Source organism: Candidatus Acidianus copahuensis, assembly GCF_000632495.1.
Lineage (GTDB): Archaea > Thermoproteota > Thermoprotei_A > Sulfolobales > Sulfolobaceae > Acidianus > Acidianus copahuensis.
Map to the genome: position 1 here is coordinate 94,644 of NZ_JFZT01000017.1, position 22,086 is coordinate 116,729.

Sequence of the window (22,086 nt, forward strand, 5' to 3'; positions counted from 1 at the left end):
ATATAATATTGTATGGAGTGTGACGCATCTGTGGTCTTAATTTTTAACGAAGGTAGATTTCTACTCATAAAAAGAGCCGAAAGAGAGGGAGATCCATGGAGTGGAGACATGGCTCTTCCAGGAGGTCACAGAAAAAAAGGAGAGACGTGTGAAGAGACAGCAATCAGAGAATGTAAAGAAGAAGTTGGCATAGAACCTAAACTAGTTAGATTTCTAGGTTATTACTCGCCAAATAATAAGCAGTTAAAGGTTGCTGCTTTTTTAGGAAAAAGCGAAAAGATGGATATTATAATGGACGATGAGGTATCTATGTACTTTTGGGCTAAACCTGAGCAACTTAATGAAGATAAAGAATGCTACTTCTTAAACGGGTTTAGAATTTGGGGTATGACCTATAGAATACTTAAAGATTTTTTAAGCCAAGGATTTAATATTATCTAATTAAGAATATTAGTAGAAAATTTAGATTGATTGCTATTATCTAATCTAAATTTCTTAAGAGCTCTATCGCTATGGCTGTAGATCCTCCCGTACCATGACATATACTTGCGATTCCTCGTTTTCCGTCCATTTTTGACATGACATTTATAAGTGTGGTGATTATTCTGGCACCACTGGCCCCTATTGGGTGGCCAATAGCTATAGCACCTCCAAAGACATTAAGTTTATCGTAAGGTATACCTAAATACCTATTAGCTAGCACGCTGTTAACTGCAAAAGCCTCATTGTTTTCAAAGTAATCAAATTGCGTTATCTCCATGTTAAGTTTCTTTAATAATTTTTTCACCGCAAATATTGGAGCCTCTGTAAATTTCCAGCTCTCTATTCCTACCCATGAAAATCCCATAACTCTCGCTAGGGGCTCCACTCCATATTTTTTTACCGCGTTCTGACTCATGATAACCATTGCTGATGCTCCATCTGATATTTGTGAGGAATTCCCGGCAGTATGAAATCCATCCTTGGAGAAGGCAGGCTTTAATTGTGCAAGCTTTTCTGGCGTTGTATCCCACCTTATTCCTTCATCTTTATCTAGCATTTTTCCGTTTACCTCTACTGGAGTAATCTCAGACTTCACTAATCCTTTCTCTGTAGCTTCAGCTGACCTTTTATGACTCTGATAAGCAACTTCGTCAAGTTCTTGCCTAGAGAAATTATGAGACCTTACAACCATATCTGCTTCTTCTCCCATAAGCTTCAAGTTTAACGGATCAGTCAGACCATCGTAGAGCATTGTGTCAGTAAATTCAAGAGCTTTTCCCATGAGTGATTTCACTCCCCATCTAACAGAAGGTGGAAGAGCTAAAGATGCTTGACTCATACTCTCCATACCTCCGGCAACGACAACATCAGCGTCTCCATTCTTAACCATTTGAACAGCATTCATCACGCTCATCATTCCGGAAGAGCATACCATATCTACACTATATCCATCTACTTCATAGGGAACACCTGCTTTTATTGCAGCTTGTCTAGCCAAGTCTTGCCCATGACCTCCCCTTAATACATTACCCATAATTACTAGTTCCACATCTTTCGGTTCAATTCCTCCTCTTTTCATAGCTTCTTTTATTACTATAGAACCTAAGTCCGTTGGATGAACATCTTTAAACATTCCTCCAAATTTTCCAATAGGAGTTCTTACAGCTGAAACTAAGTATGCTTCAGTCATATGTATAACTGTTTTTTCATACCTTTTAAATTTTTTAAGCAAAACTTCCCGATAGGTCAAAGAATGAGTAATCTGTTATCTGAATATCATACCACTCACCGAGTTTAGCTTTATCCTTTATTACAACAGGGATGTAGTTCACTGTTCTCCCTATCATTGAATCTCTCTTTCCAACCTCAGTTATAATAATCCTGCATTTTTTACCAACGTATTCCCTATGAATCTCTTTCGCTATTTCTTCGTAAGTTTTGTACGCTATTTCCATCCTTCTCTTTTTCTCTTTATCTGGTATTTGGGGCATTGATGCGCTTCTAGTATTAGGTCTCATAGAGTACATTGCAAGATGCACTCTCTCGAACCTTAGATCTTCCATAAGTTGTAAAGTGTTATTGAACGCGTTTTCATCTTCCCCTGGGTGGCCTATAATTATGTCTGTTGTAATGTTTGATAATGGAAGCTTACTTCGAATCTCCTTCACGATCTGTTTATATTCATCTACTGTATACTTCCTGTTCATCATTTTTAGAACATTATCGTCTCCGCTCTGAACAGGCAAATGTAAGAACTTATAGACCTTTTTTCTCTTCATTGCATCTAATAATTTATCCATATCTCTAACAAACTGTTCAGGAGTCATCATACCTATTCTTACCATAAATTCTCCTTCAAGCGATGTAATTTGTTCAATTAGATCTGGAAGCTTTATTTGACCTCCTAAATCGAGGCCATAAGCAGCTACATCCTGTCCTGTTAGCTCAATTTCTACTGCTCCGCTTTTTATCGATTTTTTTGCAGCATCTACGATATTACGGGGAGAATAACTTCTTAGAGTTTTTCTGGCTAGTTTCGTAATACAGAAGTTACAATTTCCAGCACAGCCATCCGCTACAGGGATTATAGCTATCTTTCCTTCAAATACTCTAGGAGTTACTTCTGTTCTGTCTGAGGAAATATCAAACTTGATTTTTCCCTCTACAGCATCAACTATTTTTCCTATAGCTTGGGGGCCTATAACCGAAGCGTCTGGGGCAAGTTCCTTAACAATTGCAGGTTCTGCTCCCGCAAAGCATCCCGCAACAACTAGCCTTTTATCCATAGACTTGAGTTCCTTAATTCTAGACTTCATTCTTTCTCCAGTCTCTAGCCTAACGTCACATGTATTTATAACAATGACATCTGCATCATGTGGAGAATGAACTACTTGATGTCCACTTTCACTTAATAAGGTCATCATTATGTAAGTATCTCCTTTATTTAGCGCACATCCGTAAGTTTCAAAGTATACCTTCTTCATAATTACACATTTAAACCTCTTTTCCTTTTATAGTCTTTGTGGAAAGGAGTGTCAAAAGAATATACACATTTACTGGATAGGCTTTACACTAAGCTTCCTAAGAAACCTCAAGAGAAAGAGACTCAGAATCTTCCTACGCTGATAATACTAAATGTAGGTAACTCTACTATTATAAGGAATTTTAGTGAATATTGTGATAGAATTAGAAGAGAAGATAAGCTCTGTATGCGGTATTTATTAAAGGAGATAGCGGCAGCAGGATCATTAGGAGATAATGGACAGTTAGCAATTCAGGGAAAGTTTTCTTCATCAATTATAAACACTTTAATGGAGAGATTTCTCAAGACTTACGTTCAGTGCAGTACTTGCAAAAGTCTAGATACTATACTAGAAAAGGAAGGAAAAGTGTGGTATATAAAATGCTTAGCATGTGGGGCAACAACTCCGGTTAAGCCTTTGTGATACTCATGCAGGTTGTATTAAACGTCATAAGAGCAGATAGTAACGTCCTTGTGAACGTATGTCAAAAAGATTTACTAGGTAAAGAATTTAGGGATGAAAGAGCAATACTCACTATCAACCATGAATTTTATGGTGGAGAAGAAGTAGACTTGGAGTATGCTTTCTCGTTATTTGATGAGGCTACAGTTGTGAGCCTTGTAGGTAATGGAGTTGTAGACGAGGCTATTAGGAGAGGCTACGTTCATAAAAACGGAGTATTGGAAGTACAAGGAGTTAAGTTTGCCCAGATATATAATCTGTGATAAGTATGCACAAGTTCTGCATAGTATGTGGTAAAGAAGACGTTGATCTAATAGACAGAATGTGTTCAGACTGCTATGTACAAAGGAGAAATCCAGCTAATTTGCCTAAGGTTATAGAAGGGAAAATATGCAAGCTTTGCTACTCAGAGTGGATTAATGGAAGATGGGAAAGAGGCGCTGAGAGTGAAGATGAAGCTGTAAACGACGTTATATTACACGAATTGGCAAAGAGCATCAAGGTTGATCCCAACATTAAGAATTTTAGGATAGAACCAGGCGAAAGATGGATGGATAGGGGAGGGAGATCTTATGTTAGAATTAATATGGAAGGAATGATTGGAAATAAAACTATAAACTTCTCTCAAGATGTAGAACTAAAAGTGATAAAGGTAATTTGTGAGTCATGCATAAGGAAAAGAGGAAAATATTATGAGGCAATAATACAGTTAAGGGGAAAAGAAAAGTTCTCTCAAGAAAAGAGAGTTCTATTTGAGTCTTTCTTTTCTAGAGACGCAGCTGAAGCTGTAAGTGATGTAGTTGAGAGTAAGGATGGAATAGATTATTACTTCATTAATAAGACAGTTGCAAAAAGGTTAGTCTCCTCATTTACATCGATGGTTAAAGCTGAGGTTGTACAAAGTTTCGAAAAGGAACGTCTTAAGGATGGTAAAAGAGACGCAAAACTTGTTATATCGTTGAGGGTATGAAAAAGCTAGGAATAGATGAAGCAGGTAGAGGTTGCATCATAGGTCCTATGATAGTAGCTGGTGTACTAATTGAAGGTAATAAAGAAAACTTACTAAAGGCTGTTGGTGTTAGGGATAGTAAAAAACTTACAAGGGAAAAAAGGGAGCATCTTCTACACATAATTACTGAGTCAGCAGAGGCTGTTGTAGTGACCAAGGCTTTTCCAGAAGAAATAGATTCAATTAACTTGAATGATATAACTTATTCTAGAGTTATCCAGGTTATAGATATTGTAACTTCTAGTTTTAAAGTAGATTTGATAAGCGTAGATAGGGTTGGTAAGGAGGATATTGTAATACGTAAGATTCAAGATCTAGGAATAAGCGAAAATGTAAAGTTTAAAGCAGATGAAAGATTTACCGAAGTAAGTGCTGCAAGCATAGTAGCTAAAGTTTTTAGAGACAGAATTATTGATTCGTTAAAGGAAAAATATGGTGATTTTGGGAGTGGTTATCCATCAGATCCGAAAACTAGGAAGTGGATTATAGATACATATTCTTCCACATCTCAGCCTCCAAAAATTATAAGGAGGAGTTGGAAGTCTTTAATTGATCTAGCTCCAAATTACTATTCTAGAAAGGGGATTTAATGTGGTCACAAATTTACCTGCCGAAGCTAAGGCCAAGTGGATAAAAGTCATGGATGCTAAAACTCCTGAAGAAAAGATTAAAGCTATTCAAGAATTTTTGAGCTATGTTCCTAAACACAAAGGGACAGAGAACTTAGTTTATTGGGCAAAGAGAAGATTAGCGGAACTTAAGGAGGAAAGCGAGAAACAACGAAAGAAGTCAAAGAGTGGAGGAGTGTCATTTTTTGTAGAAAAAGAAGGAGCTGGTCAAGTAGTTGTTTTAGGTAGATCAGAACTTAAGGATCCGCTGATTAGAAAGCTAACAAACGTTAAACAGGATCCAAGAGACTTACCCGTTCCTTCCATGACTTTTTATGAAGATGTAGGGATTCAACTAGTTAATCCACCATCTATTATTTTGGGTTCTAGGCTGATCGTTGGTAAAATAATGGGTCTAATTAGGAACGCTGATTCCATTTTCATGGTCGTGGCAGATGAGAATGAGTTTTTAAGGTTTAAGGATTTCTTGGACTCTAATAATGTAATTCTTGGGAAACCTAGAGGTAAGGTAGCTATAGAAAGGCTAAGAAGTGGAAAAGAGGGAATAAGAATCATAAATATGGGAAAATTGATTGGAACAAATGAGAATGAGATAAGGGACTATATAAGGGATTTTGGGATAAAGTCAGCTATAATAAAAATAATGGGTGAAGCTAGCTTGGATGATGTAGAGAAGTCATTATTTGAGGGTATTTCATATAAACCTACTGTTGTTTTCTCTTTGAGAAAATTTTCTGTAAATAATATTCCTGTAATTACACCTTATGAGATAGATTATCTGAGTAAGTATCTTTTTGATAGTTTAGACGTGATAAGAATATATACTAAGGAACCATGGGAGGAACCTTCTAAGGATCCAATGATACTAAAGGGAGGTTCAACTGTTTTAGATGTCGCTAAAAAGCTACATAGTTCTCTTTTCGAGAATTTCAAGTACGCAAGGGTTTGGGGAAAATCAGCAAAATTTCCTGGTCAAAAAGTTGGAGAAGAACATGTGTTACAAGATAAGGATATTGTAGAAATTCACGTTAAGTGATTAAATAGTTCATATCGTTATACATCTGTTTAATTATTTGATGTTGATTCCATACAAACTTATTTACAATTAGGTTATATATTATATTATGATTCTAGTTGGTGTAGATGCAGGTGGAACTTCCACTGCAGCCTTAGCTTATACATGTGACGGGAGATTTGTAGGAGAAGCTGAGACTGGTCCAGGAAATTTTCATAACATAGGCCTAGAATTGGCAGTTGAGAACATTAGAGACGCCGTATATACTGCAAGTGGTGGTGTAAAGCCTGAAGTAGCTTGTATAGGTGTAGCTGGTTTAGATTCTAAATATGATTACGAGATACTTGTTCCCGCGTTAAAGGAAATAGGTAAAAAGACAGTTGTGGAACATGATGCGTTTGTCTCTCTCTATGCAGAGACTAAGGGTGAACCTGGAATAATTGTAATTTCAGGGACAGGTAGTGTAGTAGTAGGATATGATGGTAAAAATAGGATAAGAGTAGGAGGGGCTGGATGGCTTCTTTCGGATGAGGGATCAGGTTACTGGATAGGAAGAAAGGCATTAAGAACATTGGTAAAAATGTTAGACGGAAGGATAAAAAGAACAATAATGGGAGATTTACTAATGGACAGAATAAATGCATCTAGTATTGATGAGCTTATTAGATGGGCATATTATGAAGGCCATAAGGTCAATGAGATTGCATCTTTATCTGTGGTTGTTGACGAGGCAGCATCAAAGGGAGACGAGGTAGCTATAAAAATCATTGAGAGTGCGGCTCGAGACTTAGCTAATTCAGTAACTTTCATGTCTATGAAAATGAAAATAAACGAGGTTTATATGAGCGGTGGAATGTTTTCCTCGAGTTTATTCTTGAAATATTTCTCAGAGTTCTTGAGTCAATCAGGAATAAAAGCAATGATGAAGAAATTCTCACCAGAATATGGTTCTTTATTGATAGCATTTAAAGAAGCTGGCTGCCTTACTATACCGGAAGAGCGACGCCTTCGCTTCTAGGATCTGCTACTCCTATAGTATAACTTCCTTTTCTCTTTATTGCCTGCACTATTCCCACATCTGGTACCATAAAGTCTAGTTTTGGGAAAGGAATCTCTAATCTTTTTTCTACCATAATTTTATCGCCTGTCATAATTAGTCGAGGAGAGTGTACTGCTTCATCAATCTCCATTCCATAATCTGTATAATATTGAAAAACTTGAGAATGTATTTGCGGTCTTAGATCTCCTCCTGCACATCCAATTAATAGTTCTTCACCCTCTCTTTCAGCGTAAAGAATTGACAGAGTATGCATTGGTCTTTTTCTACCTTCAGGTTGATTATGTCCCGTTGTAAAGCCAAATCCTCTATTGTTGAAAACAATATCATTGACAACTATACCTGAACCAAAAGGGTAGAATAAGCTTTGAATAAATCCTACAAGGTTTTCTCCATCAGAAATAGCGAAGAAAGTTGTATCTCCATCAGATAAAATATTAGTCTTGGCTTTTCCCTTAAGGGCATTTTTTAGCCTTATCTCATCAAGCAGATCGGGTATTTGGTAAAATCGTGGGTCTGCTACGTAATTGTCTCTATCAGCATAAGCTATTGAAAGTATTTTTATATAATCATTAACTCTTTCGTAATCAGTATAAGGTCTCTTCCATAATTCTTTGATCTCTGACATTTTTAGTATCTCCAATGTCGTAATACCTTGACTGTTTGGAGGAAACTCATAGACGTTAAAGTCTCTATACGTCGTCCTTATCATTTTAACTTTTTCTCCATGAAACTCAGAGAAGTCTGATATTTCCATTGTAGATCCGTTAGATCTTAAACCAATAACTATTTCCTCAGCTAATTTCCCTTGGTAAAAATCTCTGGGATCTCTAGAGATAATCTTAAGTGCATTACCTAGTCTAGGCAACTTTAGTTTACTTCCAAAAGTTTTATCCCCAAAAGTCTTTTTCCAAGTATCTCCTAGTCCACTAGATGATAAAATAGACTTATACAATGATTTACCTAAATAAAAACCATTAGTCGATAGAGCTATAGCTGGAGATAAAAGACGGGATAAGTCCATAGTAGCATATTCATTATATATAAAGTTCCAGGCATCAACCAAGCCTGGAACTACAATTGAATTAGGATCTCTCTCTCCTATTTTTTCTTTCTTTAAGTTCTTTGGTGACCAACCAGAAGAGTTAAACGCTATAATTCCTTCTGGCGTAAGAGCGAATAAAAATCCGTCTCCACCCAATCCACTAGTATGAGGTAAGACAACGGACAAAACAGCACTTACTGCAATAGTAGCGTCAAAAGCGTTTCCTCCATCTTCAAGAACTTTTGCGCCTACATGTGTTGCGAGGTAATTCTGAGAGGTTACTATTTTTTCCCCAACAGCAACTTGCATAGATCTTTTTATTTTTGAATGTTAATATCATTAATGCTAAACATCCCTGATGATGTTAAAAACAGTATTAAGGAAGATTCTTGTATAGTTTGTTGTGATAGCTTTGTTCTTTGTATGACTCTTGATTTTCCTAGAAATTCAAATGCTCAAGCGGATCTTGAAATAGACAGAACTTCAGGAGACATTGTATTAAGGAATATTATAAAGGATAATCCTCAGAATCCGTTATATATAGAATATTTTGTGTCGAAAAAGTTTGTAGAAAAGATTACTAAAGAAGGGAAAATAAAGGTAATCTTTGTAGATAGGGAATTCAATGAAGAGATGGAATATACAGTTAAGCTAGAAAAAGAGGATATAAATATAATAAGGAGGGAAGCTGGACTTGGAAATTAAGGAAATTCAAGAAGAGATTAAACGAATGTATTTAAATAAGGATAGAGAAAGAGGAATCTTTGCGACATTTACTTGGCTTACTGAGGAAGTTGGAGAACTTGCGGAAGCTCTCCTTTCGGGTAAAAAGGAAAGCATTGAGGAAGAGCTTGCTGACGTAGTAGCGTGGACTTTGTCTGTGGCTAACTTGGAGGGAATAGATATAGAAGAAGCTTTAAGGAAAAAGTATAATTTAAGTTCGAATGAAAAGGGAAGAATTCCTTAAACAGTTAGCTAACGCCATACAAGATTCTATGCAAAGATATTATAGAAACCTAGTTTTTATAGAGAGTGAAGATTATATAAATGAAGTAATTAACGTTCTTTCAACATATTTTAGTATTAGACAAGAGAAAGAACTAAGTATTATTTACGCGTTTCACCCCTGGGTAGTTCACTCTAAGGAAAGGAGAGATAAGATTAGAGAGGTAATTGAAGAACGGGGATTATCTTTTATTGATGTAGATTATTCTTCAACTGATGAAATTCTAGGGAACACCTATGATGTCGTAATTATGGATATGGTTGATAATTTTCAACCTAACTATATAGGAAGATTAACCGACCTAGTTAGAGGAGGGGGGTTAATAATAATGTATACTGATGATCTTATTAACAATAAGCTCTTTAGAAGTACTTTAGTAAGAAAGGGGAAGGTATTAGATTTTTACGAGGAGAGGTTCAAGAGAGAGTTGATGAATCACAAGGGTATTTTCTGTTTAATTGGAGGAGAATATTATGCAAACTCATTTGATGGCGAAATAGTAAAAACTGAGAAGAAAAATCCAACAAAACCACTTATGCCTTCTATCCTTCACCAGTTAGCTTTAAGCGAGGACGAAAGTAACGTTATAGATTCCATAAAATTTCTAATTAGAGGAGGAAAAAGAATTGTTACAATTACTGCAGCTAGAGGGAGGGGAAAGAGCTCAGCAACAGGTCTTGGTTTAGCAGGCTTAATACACGTAAATCTTCAGGAAGATTATCCGACAAGGGTTATCGTCACTGCTCCTTCTTTGGCTTCATCATCGCAAATAATGTTATTTTTAATGAAAGGTCTTGAAGCGTTAGATTTACAATATGAAGTCAAGAACTCGGATACTGGCTTACCAGGATCAGTCTTTGGAGATGGCTTTAAGGTAGAATATAGGTCTCCCGATGCTGTAATAGAAGAAGAAGGAGATACACTTGTTGTTGACGAGACTGCATCCTTAGGAATGGCCTTTTTAGAGAATGTGATAAGGAATTGGAAAAAACTAGTCTTTGTCACAACAGTACATGGGTACGAGGGTTCCGGAAAAACCTTTCTTAAATTCTTAAATGAGGCGATAAGGAAGAAGGAGATAGCGGTAAAATGGGTTACTATGGACAAACCAATTAGATATGGTCAAAACGATCCAATAGAGAAATGGCTATACGATACACTCCTATTGGCAGCAGAACCAAAGGAGGTATCATCGCTTGATACTGTAGTTTATGAGACTGTTAACAAAGAAATGGTTTTTACTAATGACGATTCGTTGTCTCAACTTTATGGAATTCTTGTTACTGCACACTATAGAAACAACCCAGACGATCTCATGATTATGGGGGATGGCGTTCATCATATAATAAAGGCTCTATCAGCTCAAGATTCATATATAGGCGTAGTTCAAGTCGCAGAAGAAGGAGAATTAGACGGGGATAAAATAAAATTCTGTCTAAATGGTGGAACATTTGATGGAGATCTCATTCCAGATAGATTACTAAAACACTCTAGAATTATAGACTTTGGAACTATGAAAGGATGGAGGATAGTTAGGATTGCTATAACAAAGGATCTTCAAGGAAAAGGATTAGGAAGTAAACTTCTAGATATGGTAGTTAATGATGCAAAAGACAAAGGGTTAGATTGGATAGGATCATCTTTCATGGGAGATCCGAAAGTGTTAAGCTTTTGGATAAAAAACGGATTCATACCAGTTCATGTATCTCCTAAGAAGAACGAGAAATTTGGAGATTTCCCAGTCGTTGTTGTAAAGCCAATTTCTGAGAGAGCAAGGAGATCCGTTTACGTTGCATCTTATATCCTTAAGGATAAGATGCTTAACACTCTTCACGACGTATACTTTAACATGTCTCCGGAACTTGCTTCCATTCTAATAAGTGGAAGTGTTGCATTTAAAAAATTTGACGTGAATAAGGTCTATCTGTCTAAGGCTTTAGCCTTTGTAAGAGGGATTAGCCCATACGAGTCTTCCGCAGATGCTATCCACGCTCTTGTGTTAAAATATTTCTGGGAGAAAAGGGATTGGAGTCTTTCTAGAGAAGAGGAAATGATGCTAGTAGGAAAAGTGTTGCAAGGTAGACCATGGGGTTATTTGATATCCTCCATAGGTATAAGTAGGTCTCAAGCTAGTGAGATGATATATCCTTCAATAGTAACTTTGCTAAAAAATTATTATAACTTGGAAGTAGATATGGACTTAGAAGTTAGTGTAGACGATTTCCGTGATGAGTTCACAACACGATGATCTGTGATAAGATGCACCTCAACTGATCAGATAGCAGCTAATATAAGAGATGTTACAACTAGTATTGAGAATAATTGATGTAAGCCTATAGCAAGCCCAGGCTTTCCAGGATTTTTATTTGATGAACTATACACCCATAGGCCAACTCCTATTTCCGCAATAGTAAAAAGTAGTGCTAACCATAAACCCTCAATTATTAGCGCTATAAAGAATATTGCTGCCAGTATTGAGTGGATATACCATGCTGCCTGAAGCTTATTTTTTGGTTTCCTAACATCACCTATTTCGAACTTCATTTTTCTCATTCCAGTAACTACTCCACCCATAAATATAACGAAATAAAGGAAGTGAGGAGGTATTATAGCATAAACAAAAAAGTCAACTATGTTGAAATTAAATCCTTTCAAGAATATAAGAAGATATGTAGCGAACACGCTATATGCGGCAATATCATGAAGACCTTGGAAATAAGAAGGAAGTTTACCTGCCAGTACATAAAGCGTTGCCATACCTAAAAGGGCTGTGGCTACTACACCTAAGAAACCAATTACCGTAATAAGCGAGAATCTAAGTATTAAGAAGGAGAGAGACACTAAACCCACTATGGTTGCACTTATTCTATGAATTGCCTCAGGATCCTTTTTCATGGCTGTCTGAAGTATATCTCTTGTATATGGCCAATTTGTACCCAAGGATAGACCATATCCGTATCCTTCTACAATCCCTCCTAATACAATAGTCATTCCAGCTAGAATTGCTGCTATTAAACTTATTATTCCATATATCATATCATATCATCCTGTGGATGGGTTTTAAAACCTTCTTAAGAGTAAGTTAAGCTAAGTCCTTTAACAATTATTATTCTCTGTTCTTATTAGTTATATTTTTATAATTTTGTTTCTGGTTTCAATGGAATTATTCATTTCTTTTATTGAGGTTTATATTACTAAGTAATTCTAACGCTATTTCCTTCTGCGGATTTATAATACTAATATCCTTTACCATTTTTTTAACACTCGACAGCCTTCTTTCAGCATCATCAGAATTTACTATTACTACCATTTTTGCATCTTTAGCTATATCCCCTAAGATAAGAATCACGTACACTGCATCTACAGGATTGTTCATGTCTATTACAATAAGTTTTGCTCTATCAGGATGAAGTTTCTTTATTTCTTCTTCTGAAAGAAGATCCATTTGAACTACCTTAAATCCATCTCTTTGAAGCTTATCAGCTATAACGCTGTCAGACACTGCAAAAATGTATTTAGTTTTGTTATTTTTTAATTCATTAGCAATTGCAGTATTAACATATCCACTTCCAATAAGGAGAATTTGCTCCTTAGTGAACTCCTCCTCAATTGACGTTAGCTTTGTAGAAAAATCAAGAATTCTTCTACTAGCTATATCTCCTGAGATACTCGTTAAAGCTGTGAGAAAGGCCCCCATACCAAAAACTATTAGTATAACCACAAATAGTTTAGCTATTGGTGTTATTGGAACTATGTCACCGTATCCAACTGTAGAGAGAGTTATAATTGTAAAATAAATTGAATTTACCAAATCCATTTTCTGATTAAAGTTATGACCAAACTGTCCAAGTATATAGCTTCCTAAAACTCCAAAAATTACTACAGCTAAAAGTAACCCTAATGCTGCGATAGATCTATTTGATAATAGCATAATATCTGTTTTAATTCCAAAAATTAAAAGTTTCTTAGTTACTGCTATAGGTTCATAAGCATATTAAGCTAGCTAAAAATCGAAAGTCAACCATCAGTCTGATTTTAGAAGAAACATATTATCATTATTGTAAAATAATATATAGCGTATTTATAGTATAACGTTTCCATCTTATCTATCTGAAGAACAAGCCTTTAGTTATGAGGTATTTATTACACTGAGTTATTTCATGAGAAGTCATACGATAGCGCTATCATTAGATCTGCATCCTCATCGAATTCTCTAAATTTGAAATATCTATCTTTAATATCTAAGAAGTTCTCTGCAATATTTACAAATATTCCAGCTTTCTCATCAGTTATTTGCCTAAAAGAGGTTGAAGAAAAGAACTTTTTACCCATTTCAATGTTCCTAGTAAATATTGCAAACATGAACATTTCCGCCTTAGCTATATCTATTATGGGTACTAGTCTAATAAGTCCTTTTCCTTCTAAGTATCGTAGATGTCTCCTAACGGTTTTTGTGGAAACTTTCATTAAATCAGCAATCTCAGATGCATCTCTTTGTGGGTCTTCCTTAAGTAAAGACACAAGTTTTATATCAAAAGAAGAAGGATTTAGAGGGATTTGAGAAGGAATATACATCATTGCTGGTTCTCCCATAACGTCAGACATTACCTTAAATTTAGAGTTTAGTTCCTCAAGAGTTCTGGCTTCTATTTCGTAGATGTTAGTTTTCTCTAGACAGTTTACTTTGAATATATATTCTCCCTTCCAATCCTTTGTATTCTTAAATGATACATAACCGTGATATTTTCCATAGAAATTAGGATTTATATATAACGAAACTTTTCTTATAATTCCTTCGCTAAAAAGTTTATTTACTCTATAATTTACGGCGGGAGACGAAATTCCTATGCGTGTTGCTATACTTCGCTGAGAAGCCTTAAAATCTTTCAATAAATAAAACAGAATCATATTATTTATTTTATCCATATCTAATTATCTGATAGTTCAAGATATATGCTTTAGTTAGAGAGTTTTTTATCACTTTTCCTCAATTTTTCTCTACACTTTGTGGATAATATCATGTCTTCTTGCTTAAATTATGAAGTAAAAAGCACTTTAACATGGCAAGGAGAACATGCCCTACATGTAAAAAAGTTGTTGAGGAAAAGTTAGAGAAAGAAGGAAATAAAGTAACTAAATCATGCCCAGAATGCGGTTTTATATTCGTGTCCTACGTCAAAGGTAAGGGCTATACCATTTTTAATAGCGTAGAAATTTCCGAAAATCGAACTTCTTCTAATTAAAAGCTTATTTTGAGTTAACACAATGTTGTAATCATGCCACAATCTCTTACAGAAAAAATTCTTTCCAAGGCTGCTGGAAAAGATGTATCTCCAGGTGATGTTGTAGAGGTTAAGACGGACATTGTAGCTTTCCACGACCTGACAGGTTATCATGTAATAGAAGTAATGGAGAAAGCTAATATGGAGAAAGTATTTGATAAGGGGAAGATAGTCGTAGCATTTGACCATTTAGCCCCACCTCCTGATATTAGAAGCGCTGAGATCCAAGGCATAATAAGAAACTTTGTTAAGAAAATGAATTTACCAAATTTTCACGATATAAATTTTGGTATACTTCATGAACTTCTCTTAGAAAGATATGCTTTGCCTGGCCAGGTGATAGTTGCAGCGGATAGCCATACTACGACATCCGGTGCCACTGGAGCATTTGCTCAGGGTATGGGTGCATCTGATATAGCTGCAGCAGTCGTTACAGGAAAAACCTGGTTGGTAGTTCCTCAGTCATTTAAGGTTACGTTAAGAGGAAAGCCCGCAAAGTGGATAACTGGTAAGGATGTTGCTTTAGAACTTCTAGGTAAATTCAAAGCAGACTATTTCAATGGTATGTCAATAGAGGTCTACGTAGAAAACCCCATTACTTTTCCGATGGATTATAGAGCTACTACCTCTAACATGGGAATAGAAATGAACGCTGATGCTCTGATGTTTATTCCAGATCAAGAAACGGCAAATTACATAAAGTCAATGAGAGGCTACGAACCACAAATGATATATCCTGATAAGGCCGCAAATTACGTAGATGAATATACAATAGAATTAGATAAGATGGAACCTCTTGTTGCCGCTCCCTATAGTGTAGATAACGTGAAGACAGTTAGTGAAGTTGAAGGGATTCCGGTTGATCAAGTTTACATTGGTTCATGTACTAATGGGAGGTTAAGCGATTTTGAGATTGCCTCAAAGATACTAAAGGGGAAGAGGGTAAAGGCAAGAACTATAGCCATTCCAGCATCTTACGAAATGTTTAAGAAATCAATGGAGTTAGGATACATAGAGACTCTGGTTAACGCAGGTGCTATTGTGACGTATGGGACTTGCGGACCATGTTTAGGAGGTCATTTTGGAGTTGCTGGACCGGGTGAAACAATTGTCTCGACCAGTTCAAGAAACTTTAGGGGAAGAATGGGAAGTACTGATGCGAAGGTATATCTATCAGGTCCTTCTGTTGCAGCAATGTCTGCCTTAGAGGGAAAAATAACTTACCCGAGGGATTAAACATGATATTAGAAGGTCCTGTGGTAAAGTTTGGAGATAAGATAGATACGGATATAATTATTCCAGCTAGGCATCTTAAGTATACAGATCCTCAATACTTAGCTCAGCATGCTATGGAACCACTAGATCCTGAGTTTTACAAGAAGGCGTCTAAGGGAGTTATAATTGTTGCAGGAAAGGTTTTCGGAATGGGTTCATCAAGGGAACAAGCAGCAATAGCTCTTAAGGCTGCTGGAGTGAAAGCAATAGTTGCAGAAAGCTTTGCTAGGATATTTTATAGGAACTGTATAAATAATGGACTTCCAGTTATAGTTCTTCCTAAAGCTAGAGAGGAGATTGAGGAAGGATCTAATGTCAGGATAAATGTTGAGACAGGAGAAATAGATGTTGATAGTAAGAGGCTTGTTGGTAAGGGAATAACTGGTATGGCACTAGAGATTTTAAGGGCTGGAGGAATAATGGAATATTTAAATAAGATAAAATAATTTTAGTTATTTTCTTTTTAAAATCTAAAATACATCTATTAAGCTAAGTACCAGGAGAAAAATGACTTTTGAGGCATCTAGATTAGTATGTATAATTGTATATTGGAGATTGATCTTATGAATTGGAAAATTTTCCTTCCATATAGCTTATGATTTAAGATGACAGAGTTTCTTGAACTGCCTTTACTCCTTCTCCAAATCTTATTGGTTCCCCTAAGACCTTTAGAACTCTCTCCAAAGCTGAAATAGTTGAAATAACATCGTTTTCATTTGTCCAACCCATATGCCCTATTCTGAAGTATTTGCCAGCTAAATCCGGATGAACTCCAGGAGCCAATTCTATTCCTTCAGAGACCATTCTAGTTAGGACGTCAGATGGGTTAACCTTATTAAGCATTACACCTGTGACAGTATTGCTATAAGCTTCAGGATTTTTAGCTACTATATCCAATCCCATGCCTTCAATCCCAGCTCTAATTGCCGAGGAGATCTTTTCATGTCTACCTATTCTATTTTCTATTCCTTCCTTATCCATTAGTTCGAATGCTTTAGCTAACATAAATATAAGATGAACTGGTAAAGTGGAGAAATAAGCTGATTTTCCTTCGTCAAATGCCTTCATAACTGGTAACCAGTTTCTTAAATCTAGATAGAAACTAGATATAGATTCGCTAGATAACCTTTCTAACGCTTTATTTGATACCACTAAAAGACCTGCACCGGGCGGTGCACCTATAGCTTTTTGACTAGCAGTTAAATAAACGTCAGCTTTCCAATCTTCTGCTCTAACCTCTTCTGCTCCTATACTTGAGACACCATCTACTACTACTAGATCTACGTAATCCCTTATTTCCTTAATTACACTTTGGATAGGCTCCCTTACTCCTGTGCTAGTCTCAACATGAGTTAGTGTAACAACATTGATTTTACTCTTCTTTACTTCATCTAAAACTTCCTCTGGTTTTATGTAATAGCCTGCTTTTGCCCTTAATGTTTTTAAGTTCACTGGGTATCTTGAAAATATCTTTTCCCATCTATCCCCGAAAACACCATTGCTAACAACTAGTATATTTTCCCCTTTTTTTATCAGCGAAGATATGCTTTCCATCGCTGATGTTCCTCCTCCTGGAATTATGAATGCTTGGTAAGAAGGCGCATTTGTCAACTTTCTTAGAAAGCTGAGACTATATCTCATTACATCGGTAAACTCCTTTGATGTAAATCCGACATCTCCTCTAACTCCTGCTAATAGAACTTCATAATCAATCGTTTCAGGTCCAACATGCATGAGAATTTTTCTTGTCATAAAGGAATTGATCAGAAGCAGAAAAAAAGCTTGTCAGACGTTTTTCTTTTTCTTCATCAGTCTGTGTGAGCTGAGCTCATCATTTCCTCTAGCGCCACTAATACCTGGGCATGAGTAAACATTTGTGGAAAGTTTCCCGTAAACTCTTTCCTTTCTATATTAACATGTTCACCTATTAAACCAAGAGGACTAATGTATAAATTCTTTAATAATAACTCCGCTTTTTCAATTTTACCTAATCTGATATACGTTCTAGCCAACCATGCTGAGGCTAAGGTAAAAGGGTGCATTGCCTCTCCCATGAAATCTGTTCTGTACCTCTTAACGTAACCACTCACGTAAAGATCATTTTCTATTTTTTTAAGAGTCTGTAAGAACGTTTCGTCTTTTGCTTTAACAAACCCATACAGTGGTAGAGTTAGAAGGCTTGCATCTACCTCATCTGTCCCAGCGTATCTTGTAAAGCCTGAATTTACGCAGTTTTCCATTATCCACGATTTTATTTGTTCTTTAGCATCTGACCATCTGTCTTCTTTTCCTATTTCTATGGCCATCTTTCCTATTTTATCCAAGGCAACCCACATCATCACCTTAGAATGAGTATAATGCCTCTTTACACCCCTCTCTTCCCATATTCCAGAATCTCGCATCCTCCAATTTTTTGATTCCCAATCTGCTATATGTTCCAATTTTTCCCAATGCGAATTAATAAATTTCTTATCCTTTGTTCTTCTAAAGTATTCATAAATTGCATTTATGAATATACCCTCTACATCAAGTTGAACTTGCTCCGCTGCAGCGTTTCCTATTCTTACAGGCCTAGATCCTTTAAATCCATTAAGCCAAGTTATTTCTCTTTCAGGTGGAGGATTCCCTCCATCAACTGTATAAAGAGGATGTAAGAAAGGTTTTGAAGTAAAATTAATCAGACCAAGGAGAAAACCTAAAATTCTTCTAGCTTCAACTATATAATCAGCATAAAGGAGACCCTCGCTAATAATTGAGGAATCTCTAATCCATGCAAACCTATAGTCCCAATTTCTTTTTCCACCAATAACTTCAGGTAAAGATGTGGTGGGTGCAGCTATCGGTGCACCAGTAGGTTGATATATTGAAGCTAAGAGGACTGTTAGCGAAGTATCATATAACTGTCTTAGAGTTGGATCACTTATTCTATTCTTTTTCTTTATAACTGTTTGTTTCCAGAATTTTACGCTTAATTTAAAGGACTTGTTTACAGATCTTCTAAATGGCTTGTGAAAAGGACCAAATTTCGTATCAGCCGAATAAACCATGTATATAAATCCCTTCCCTTTATCTACGATCCATGTGTCCGGAGAAGTTCTATTTAGTTTTAGATTCGAAAATAGAGCTATACAGTCCGTTTTTCCCGGATCATTAATCTTAATTCCTTCTTTTTTCTCTTCTATAATTCCTCTTCTTAAACCATAATCGAAGACAGGATCTAGTTTGAGTCGTAGTTTATCATCAGAACTAATATGTCTTATTATTCCTGCTTCACCTAATGGCATTACATCTATGATTACAGATCTTTTACCGTTCTTTGAGAATTCTGTTTTTAGAACATTTGATGATATATAGCTTATTTTTACCTCCCAATCGTCTTCTATAGGTAAAATGGAAAATTCCCCGCCATAATTATCATCAAGTAGTCTGGAGAAAACTGAAGGAGAGTCAAAGCGAGGAAGAGGCATCCACACTATCGAACCTTTATCTATTATTGTTGACGTTATACCATTACTTAGAAACGCTAGCATAAGTTTAAGAGAAAAAATAGCTTAAAAACTAACTACAGAATATCCTTGATCTATCCTTTTTGCAGTCTCAACTCCTCCCATAACTTCAGGTATTCCATCGAAGATCTGATCCTTTGAAAGCCCCATATTCTTTAACGATATTCCGCAATAATTAACCTCGATACCAGCCTTTATCATATCTTCTATTACTTTTTTCATTTGTTCCGCATTTCCAGCACCTTTTAGTAAAGTCTCAACTCCTCTTCCAAGGAACATGAGTGCTACGGTAGCATTAGCGTTTTTTTTGGCTCCTAATGCGAAGTTCATTGCCATCATTGCTTTATTTATATCATCTTTTCCAGCTGTTGAAATAACAAATATTTTTGCCATACATCAAAGAGATCGGACACAATTAAAAGATTAATGAATAAATACTTTTTTAAGTAGTAAAAACTAGTCTTCTTCCTTTTCTTGTTGTTCCTTTGCGATATCTATCACCTCAGCTACGAGAAAACCGGAAATTATACTAGACATAAATAAATAGACTAGTACTGGAGAAGAGGAAGCAGCAGATTCAAAAAGTATATATAACGAAAAAATAAGAGCTATAGAACCGATAGTAATCTGGCTAATCCTTCTTCTATACCTTTTCGCTGATACTCTTAGAAGTGATGAGTTAGACGTTATATGAACAAAAAGATTGGCCAGTAAAGAACCTCCTCCTATGAACTCAAAGGCAGAAAATACGTGACCACTGCTTAGAAAGAGGGAAGCAATAACTATAGCAAAGTAAACTATTATAGTAATAGTTGTAGCGTTTACTGGTCCTCTTTTCTGATCAAGTATTGCTAAAGACTTTGGAAAGAAGCCGCGATATGCCATGGAGTATGCTGTTCTGGAAGAAGCTAGAATGAAGGTTAAGCTCGCTAGTATACCATCATTTGCTGCTGCAAATAAAACAAAGGCAAGTGTTAGTAGACCAAATCTACTTTCTATAAGGCTAATGAGATTTAGTTGTTGGTCTGGTAGATGGAAAAATAAAACATGATCTGAGATGGCATAAATATCAAAAGCTGCTAGTAGACCTCCAAGTAAAATTACTATAATAATAGCTCTTGGTACATTTTTCTTTGGGTCTTTTACCTCTCCAGCCAAAGGCGTTATTGAACCGTATCCGGTAGGTATGCTAGATCCAAATAATATAGCTAGAATTATCTCGCCAATAGGGATATGTATACTAAAAGGATTATAAAAGGTAAAGTGAGTTGATTGTAAGAATAAAAAAGCCAAAATAGTCATAATAGAGATTTCTATGATACTTGCAAACATTGCATATTTTGCAGAGGGTCTAATACCTAATAACGCGAATAAGGATGAAATTGCTAATATTACAAGAGCAGTAATCCAAGAATTTATGTGTAGGATTGATGCAAGTATAAATGAAGCTCCTAGAACATATGCAGAACCGTAAAGTGTAGAGTAAACTAGATAAATCCATCCTGTTTCAAATCCAAGTCTTCTAGATATAGAGAAATAGCTATATGTAAAGTATCCTCCTGATTGTGTAAATTTTTTTGATAATATATAGATAGATAGTCCATTAACCAATACTAAGAGAGTACCTAAAATAATGGCTATTGATGCAAAGGTTCGTGCTAATAAGAACGCAGTTATTCCATACGTTAATATGCTAAGAAAAGGAGATTGACCACCTAGGCTTGTAAATACAAGATCTAATAGACCAATTTGCCTTTTAGGCTCTTCATTTCTTTCCTTAGCTTTCTCACTCACAATGGACTTATCTTTTTACAGAGTTTTAAAAACTTCTCAATCCGCAATATAATTTTCTCATTTAGGAAGCAATTTTAAATTATATTGTAAACTAATGGTTATTAATGTTCACATCTATTGAGCGGAGCCAGAAGATACCATCGTATGACGAGGATATAAAGTTCCCTTATAGAAAATATGTAAAATTCTTATAATGATAAATTTATCTAAAGTAATAAAATAGCTTGTTATAAATCTATTTCTAAAATTATAGGAGCATGATCAGAACCTATTATAGAGCCTAATATATCTGACTTCCTAACCTTTTTATTTAGAGATTTTGAAACTATGCAGTAGTCTATTCTCCATCCTATGTTTTTTTCTCTAGCATGGAAACGATAGGACCACCAGCTATAATGACCACCCTCTTTTATAAACATTCTAAATGTGTCTATGAACCCTAATGATAGGAAATGAGAGAACCATTCCCTTTCCTGTGGGGTAAATCCTGCGTGTTCAATATTCTCTTTAGGTCTAGCAATATCAATTTCTTCATGTGCTACATTAAAGTCCCCACACGCTATTATAGGTTTATTCAGTGATAATACGTAATTCTCAAAGGCTTTATTAAAAGATAGCTTGAAATCTAGTCTCTTTAACCCTTCGCCAGCATTAGGGAAATATACATTTATTACGTAAAAATCTTCAAACTCAGCTGTTATTACTCTACCTTCGCTATCATATTGTTCTTCTCCGAGTCCGTATTTTACACTTATTGGTTTAATTTTTGTTAGAGTCATAGTTCCACTATATCCTCTTTTCTTAGCAGGATTCAGGTATATAGAATAATCAGAGAATTGTAGATCTATTGGAACAATATCTGATTTTACCTCTTGAAATAAGTAAATATCTGCGTTTGTTTCCTTGATGAATTCTAGAAAGCCTTTTCCAATTATTGCCTTTAACCCGTTAATATTCCATGAAATAATTCTCATAAAGAATGTTGAACATCGTAGCTTAAG

The 22,086-nt window shown here is 35.7% G+C and carries 24 protein-coding genes; 13 read left to right on the forward strand and 11 right to left on the reverse strand.

Annotation, left to right across the window (positions count from 1 at the left end):
• The first annotated feature begins 12 nt into the window (after positions 1–12).
• Entirely contained in the window at positions 13–441 is a 429-nt protein-coding gene (locus CM19_RS02180) for an NUDIX hydrolase (protein WP_048098806.1), read from the forward strand.
• 40 nt (positions 442–481) lie between these two features.
• Here CM19_RS02180 and CM19_RS02185 read toward each other — a convergent pair whose 3' ends face one another.
• The gene (locus CM19_RS02185; RefSeq protein ID WP_048098807.1) at positions 482–1,672 is read right to left on the reverse strand and encodes a thiolase family protein; all 1,191 of its coding nucleotides are present in this window, start codon (positions 1,670–1,672) and stop codon (positions 482–484) included.
• 34 nt (positions 1,673–1,706) lie between these two features.
• On the reverse strand, positions 1,707–2,966 hold the full coding sequence (locus tag CM19_RS02190) for a tRNA (N(6)-L-threonylcarbamoyladenosine(37)-C(2))-methylthiotransferase (RefSeq protein WP_048098808.1): 1,260 nt from the start codon (positions 2,964–2,966) through the stop codon (positions 1,707–1,709).
• A gap of 36 nt (positions 2,967–3,002) precedes the next feature.
• Here CM19_RS02190 and CM19_RS02195 point away from each other — a divergent pair, with 36 nt between their 5' ends.
• The 6 genes from CM19_RS02195 (at position 3,003) to CM19_RS02220 (ending at position 7,138) form a co-directional block, all read left to right on the forward strand.
• The gene (locus CM19_RS02195) at positions 3,003–3,428 is read left to right on the forward strand and encodes a translation initiation factor IF-2 subunit beta (RefSeq protein WP_171714836.1); all 426 of its coding nucleotides are present in this window, start codon (positions 3,003–3,005) and stop codon (positions 3,426–3,428) included.
• 5 nt (positions 3,429–3,433) lie between these two features.
• Positions 3,434–3,730, forward strand: coding sequence for a DUF424 domain-containing protein (locus CM19_RS02200; protein WP_048098809.1), 297 nt, complete (start codon positions 3,434–3,436; stop codon positions 3,728–3,730).
• A gap of 5 nt (positions 3,731–3,735) precedes the next feature.
• A complete protein-coding gene (locus CM19_RS02205; protein WP_048098810.1) occupies positions 3,736–4,437 on the forward strand; it encodes a 60S ribosomal export protein NMD3 in 702 nt (233 codons plus the stop codon).
• On the forward strand, positions 4,434–5,066 hold the full coding sequence (gene rnhB / locus CM19_RS02210; RefSeq protein ID WP_048098811.1) for a ribonuclease HII: 633 nt from the start codon (positions 4,434–4,436) through the stop codon (positions 5,064–5,066). Before CM19_RS02205 ends, rnhB begins: the two co-directional genes overlap by 4 nt.
• Before the next feature lies 1 nt (position 5,067).
• On the forward strand, positions 5,068–6,141 hold the full coding sequence (locus CM19_RS02215) for a TGS domain-containing protein (protein ID WP_048098812.1): 1,074 nt from the start codon (positions 5,068–5,070) through the stop codon (positions 6,139–6,141).
• Positions 6,142–6,229: 88 nt separating this feature from the next.
• Positions 6,230–7,138: a BadF/BadG/BcrA/BcrD ATPase family protein gene (locus tag CM19_RS02220; protein ID WP_048098813.1), complete on the forward strand. Its 909-nt coding sequence runs from the start codon at positions 6,230–6,232 to the stop codon at positions 7,136–7,138.
• Here the strand turns inward: CM19_RS02220 and CM19_RS02225 are convergent.
• The gene (locus CM19_RS02225) at positions 7,107–8,531 is read right to left on the reverse strand and encodes a gamma-glutamyltransferase family protein (RefSeq protein ID WP_048098814.1); all 1,425 of its coding nucleotides are present in this window, start codon (positions 8,529–8,531) and stop codon (positions 7,107–7,109) included. The two genes, CM19_RS02220 and CM19_RS02225, sit on opposite strands and share 32 nt — an antisense overlap.
• A 33-nt stretch (positions 8,532–8,564) precedes the next feature.
• Between CM19_RS02225 and CM19_RS02230 the strand changes: the two genes are divergently transcribed.
• The 3 genes from CM19_RS02230 to CM19_RS02240 are packed head-to-tail and all read left to right on the forward strand — an operon-like array spanning position 8,565 to position 11,476.
• Positions 8,565–8,927 carry a hypothetical protein gene (locus CM19_RS02230; RefSeq protein ID WP_048098815.1) on the forward strand — a complete coding sequence of 121 codons (363 nt, stop codon included), beginning with the start codon at positions 8,565–8,567 and terminating at the stop codon, positions 8,925–8,927.
• Positions 8,917–9,189 carry a MazG nucleotide pyrophosphohydrolase domain-containing protein gene (locus tag CM19_RS02235; RefSeq protein WP_048098816.1) on the forward strand — a complete coding sequence of 91 codons (273 nt, stop codon included), beginning with the start codon at positions 8,917–8,919 and terminating at the stop codon, positions 9,187–9,189. Before CM19_RS02230 ends, CM19_RS02235 begins: the two co-directional genes overlap by 11 nt.
• Positions 9,167–11,476 (forward strand): tRNA(Met) cytidine acetyltransferase TmcA, encoded by a 2,310-nt coding sequence (locus tag CM19_RS02240; protein ID WP_048098817.1) that lies wholly within the window; start codon positions 9,167–9,169, stop codon positions 11,474–11,476. Before CM19_RS02235 ends, CM19_RS02240 begins: the two co-directional genes overlap by 23 nt.
• A 26-nt stretch (positions 11,477–11,502) precedes the next feature.
• Here CM19_RS02240 and CM19_RS02245 read toward each other — a convergent pair whose 3' ends face one another.
• From CM19_RS02245 to CM19_RS02255, 3 genes are all read right to left on the reverse strand, one after another.
• Positions 11,503–12,264, reverse strand: coding sequence for a hypothetical protein (locus CM19_RS02245; RefSeq protein ID WP_048098818.1), 762 nt, complete (start codon positions 12,262–12,264; stop codon positions 11,503–11,505).
• A gap of 127 nt (positions 12,265–12,391) precedes the next feature.
• Positions 12,392–13,159 carry an ion channel gene (locus tag CM19_RS02250; protein ID WP_048098819.1) on the reverse strand — a complete coding sequence of 256 codons (768 nt, stop codon included), beginning with the start codon at positions 13,157–13,159 and terminating at the stop codon, positions 12,392–12,394.
• A gap of 227 nt (positions 13,160–13,386) precedes the next feature.
• Positions 13,387–14,154, reverse strand: a complete 768-nt coding sequence (locus CM19_RS02255; RefSeq protein WP_048098820.1) for a winged helix-turn-helix transcriptional regulator — start codon at positions 14,152–14,154, stop codon at positions 13,387–13,389.
• Between the two features lie 134 nt (positions 14,155–14,288).
• On the opposite strand from CM19_RS02255, the gene CM19_RS12715 reads away from it, so the two are divergent.
• The 3 genes from CM19_RS12715 to CM19_RS02265 are packed head-to-tail and all read left to right on the forward strand — an operon-like array spanning position 14,289 to position 16,231.
• A complete protein-coding gene (locus CM19_RS12715) occupies positions 14,289–14,471 on the forward strand; it encodes a hypothetical protein (protein ID WP_081801180.1) in 183 nt (60 codons plus the stop codon).
• 33 nt (positions 14,472–14,504) lie between these two features.
• Positions 14,505–15,746: a 3-isopropylmalate dehydratase large subunit gene (locus CM19_RS02260; RefSeq protein ID WP_048098821.1), complete on the forward strand. Its 1,242-nt coding sequence runs from the start codon at positions 14,505–14,507 to the stop codon at positions 15,744–15,746.
• A gap of 2 nt (positions 15,747–15,748) precedes the next feature.
• The gene (locus tag CM19_RS02265) at positions 15,749–16,231 is read left to right on the forward strand and encodes a 3-isopropylmalate dehydratase small subunit (protein ID WP_048098822.1); all 483 of its coding nucleotides are present in this window, start codon (positions 15,749–15,751) and stop codon (positions 16,229–16,231) included.
• Positions 16,232–16,385: 154 nt separating this feature from the next.
• On the opposite strand, the gene CM19_RS02270 is transcribed toward CM19_RS02265, so the two are convergent.
• The 5 genes from CM19_RS02270 to CM19_RS02290 all read right to left on the reverse strand — a co-directional run bounded on the left by CM19_RS02270 (position 16,386) and on the right by CM19_RS02290 (position 22,059).
• A complete protein-coding gene (locus tag CM19_RS02270; RefSeq protein ID WP_171714828.1) occupies positions 16,386–17,537 on the reverse strand; it encodes a pyridoxal-phosphate-dependent aminotransferase family protein in 1,152 nt (383 codons plus the stop codon).
• A 56-nt stretch (positions 17,538–17,593) separates the two neighbouring features.
• Positions 17,594–19,315, reverse strand: a complete 1,722-nt coding sequence (treH1, locus tag CM19_RS02275; protein ID WP_048098823.1) for an alpha,alpha-trehalase TreH1 — start codon at positions 19,313–19,315, stop codon at positions 17,594–17,596.
• Between the two features lie 21 nt (positions 19,316–19,336).
• Complete coding sequence (locus tag CM19_RS02280; protein WP_048098824.1) at positions 19,337–19,684, reverse strand: DsrE family protein; 348 nt, start codon at positions 19,682–19,684, stop codon at positions 19,337–19,339.
• Positions 19,685–19,747: 63 nt separating this feature from the next.
• Positions 19,748–21,088 (reverse strand): APC family permease, encoded by a 1,341-nt coding sequence (locus CM19_RS02285; RefSeq protein ID WP_052349416.1) that lies wholly within the window; start codon positions 21,086–21,088, stop codon positions 19,748–19,750.
• Positions 21,089–21,312: 224 nt separating this feature from the next.
• Entirely contained in the window at positions 21,313–22,059 is a 747-nt protein-coding gene (locus CM19_RS02290; protein WP_048098826.1) for an exodeoxyribonuclease III, read from the reverse strand.
• Between the last annotated feature and the right edge of the window lie 27 nt (positions 22,060–22,086).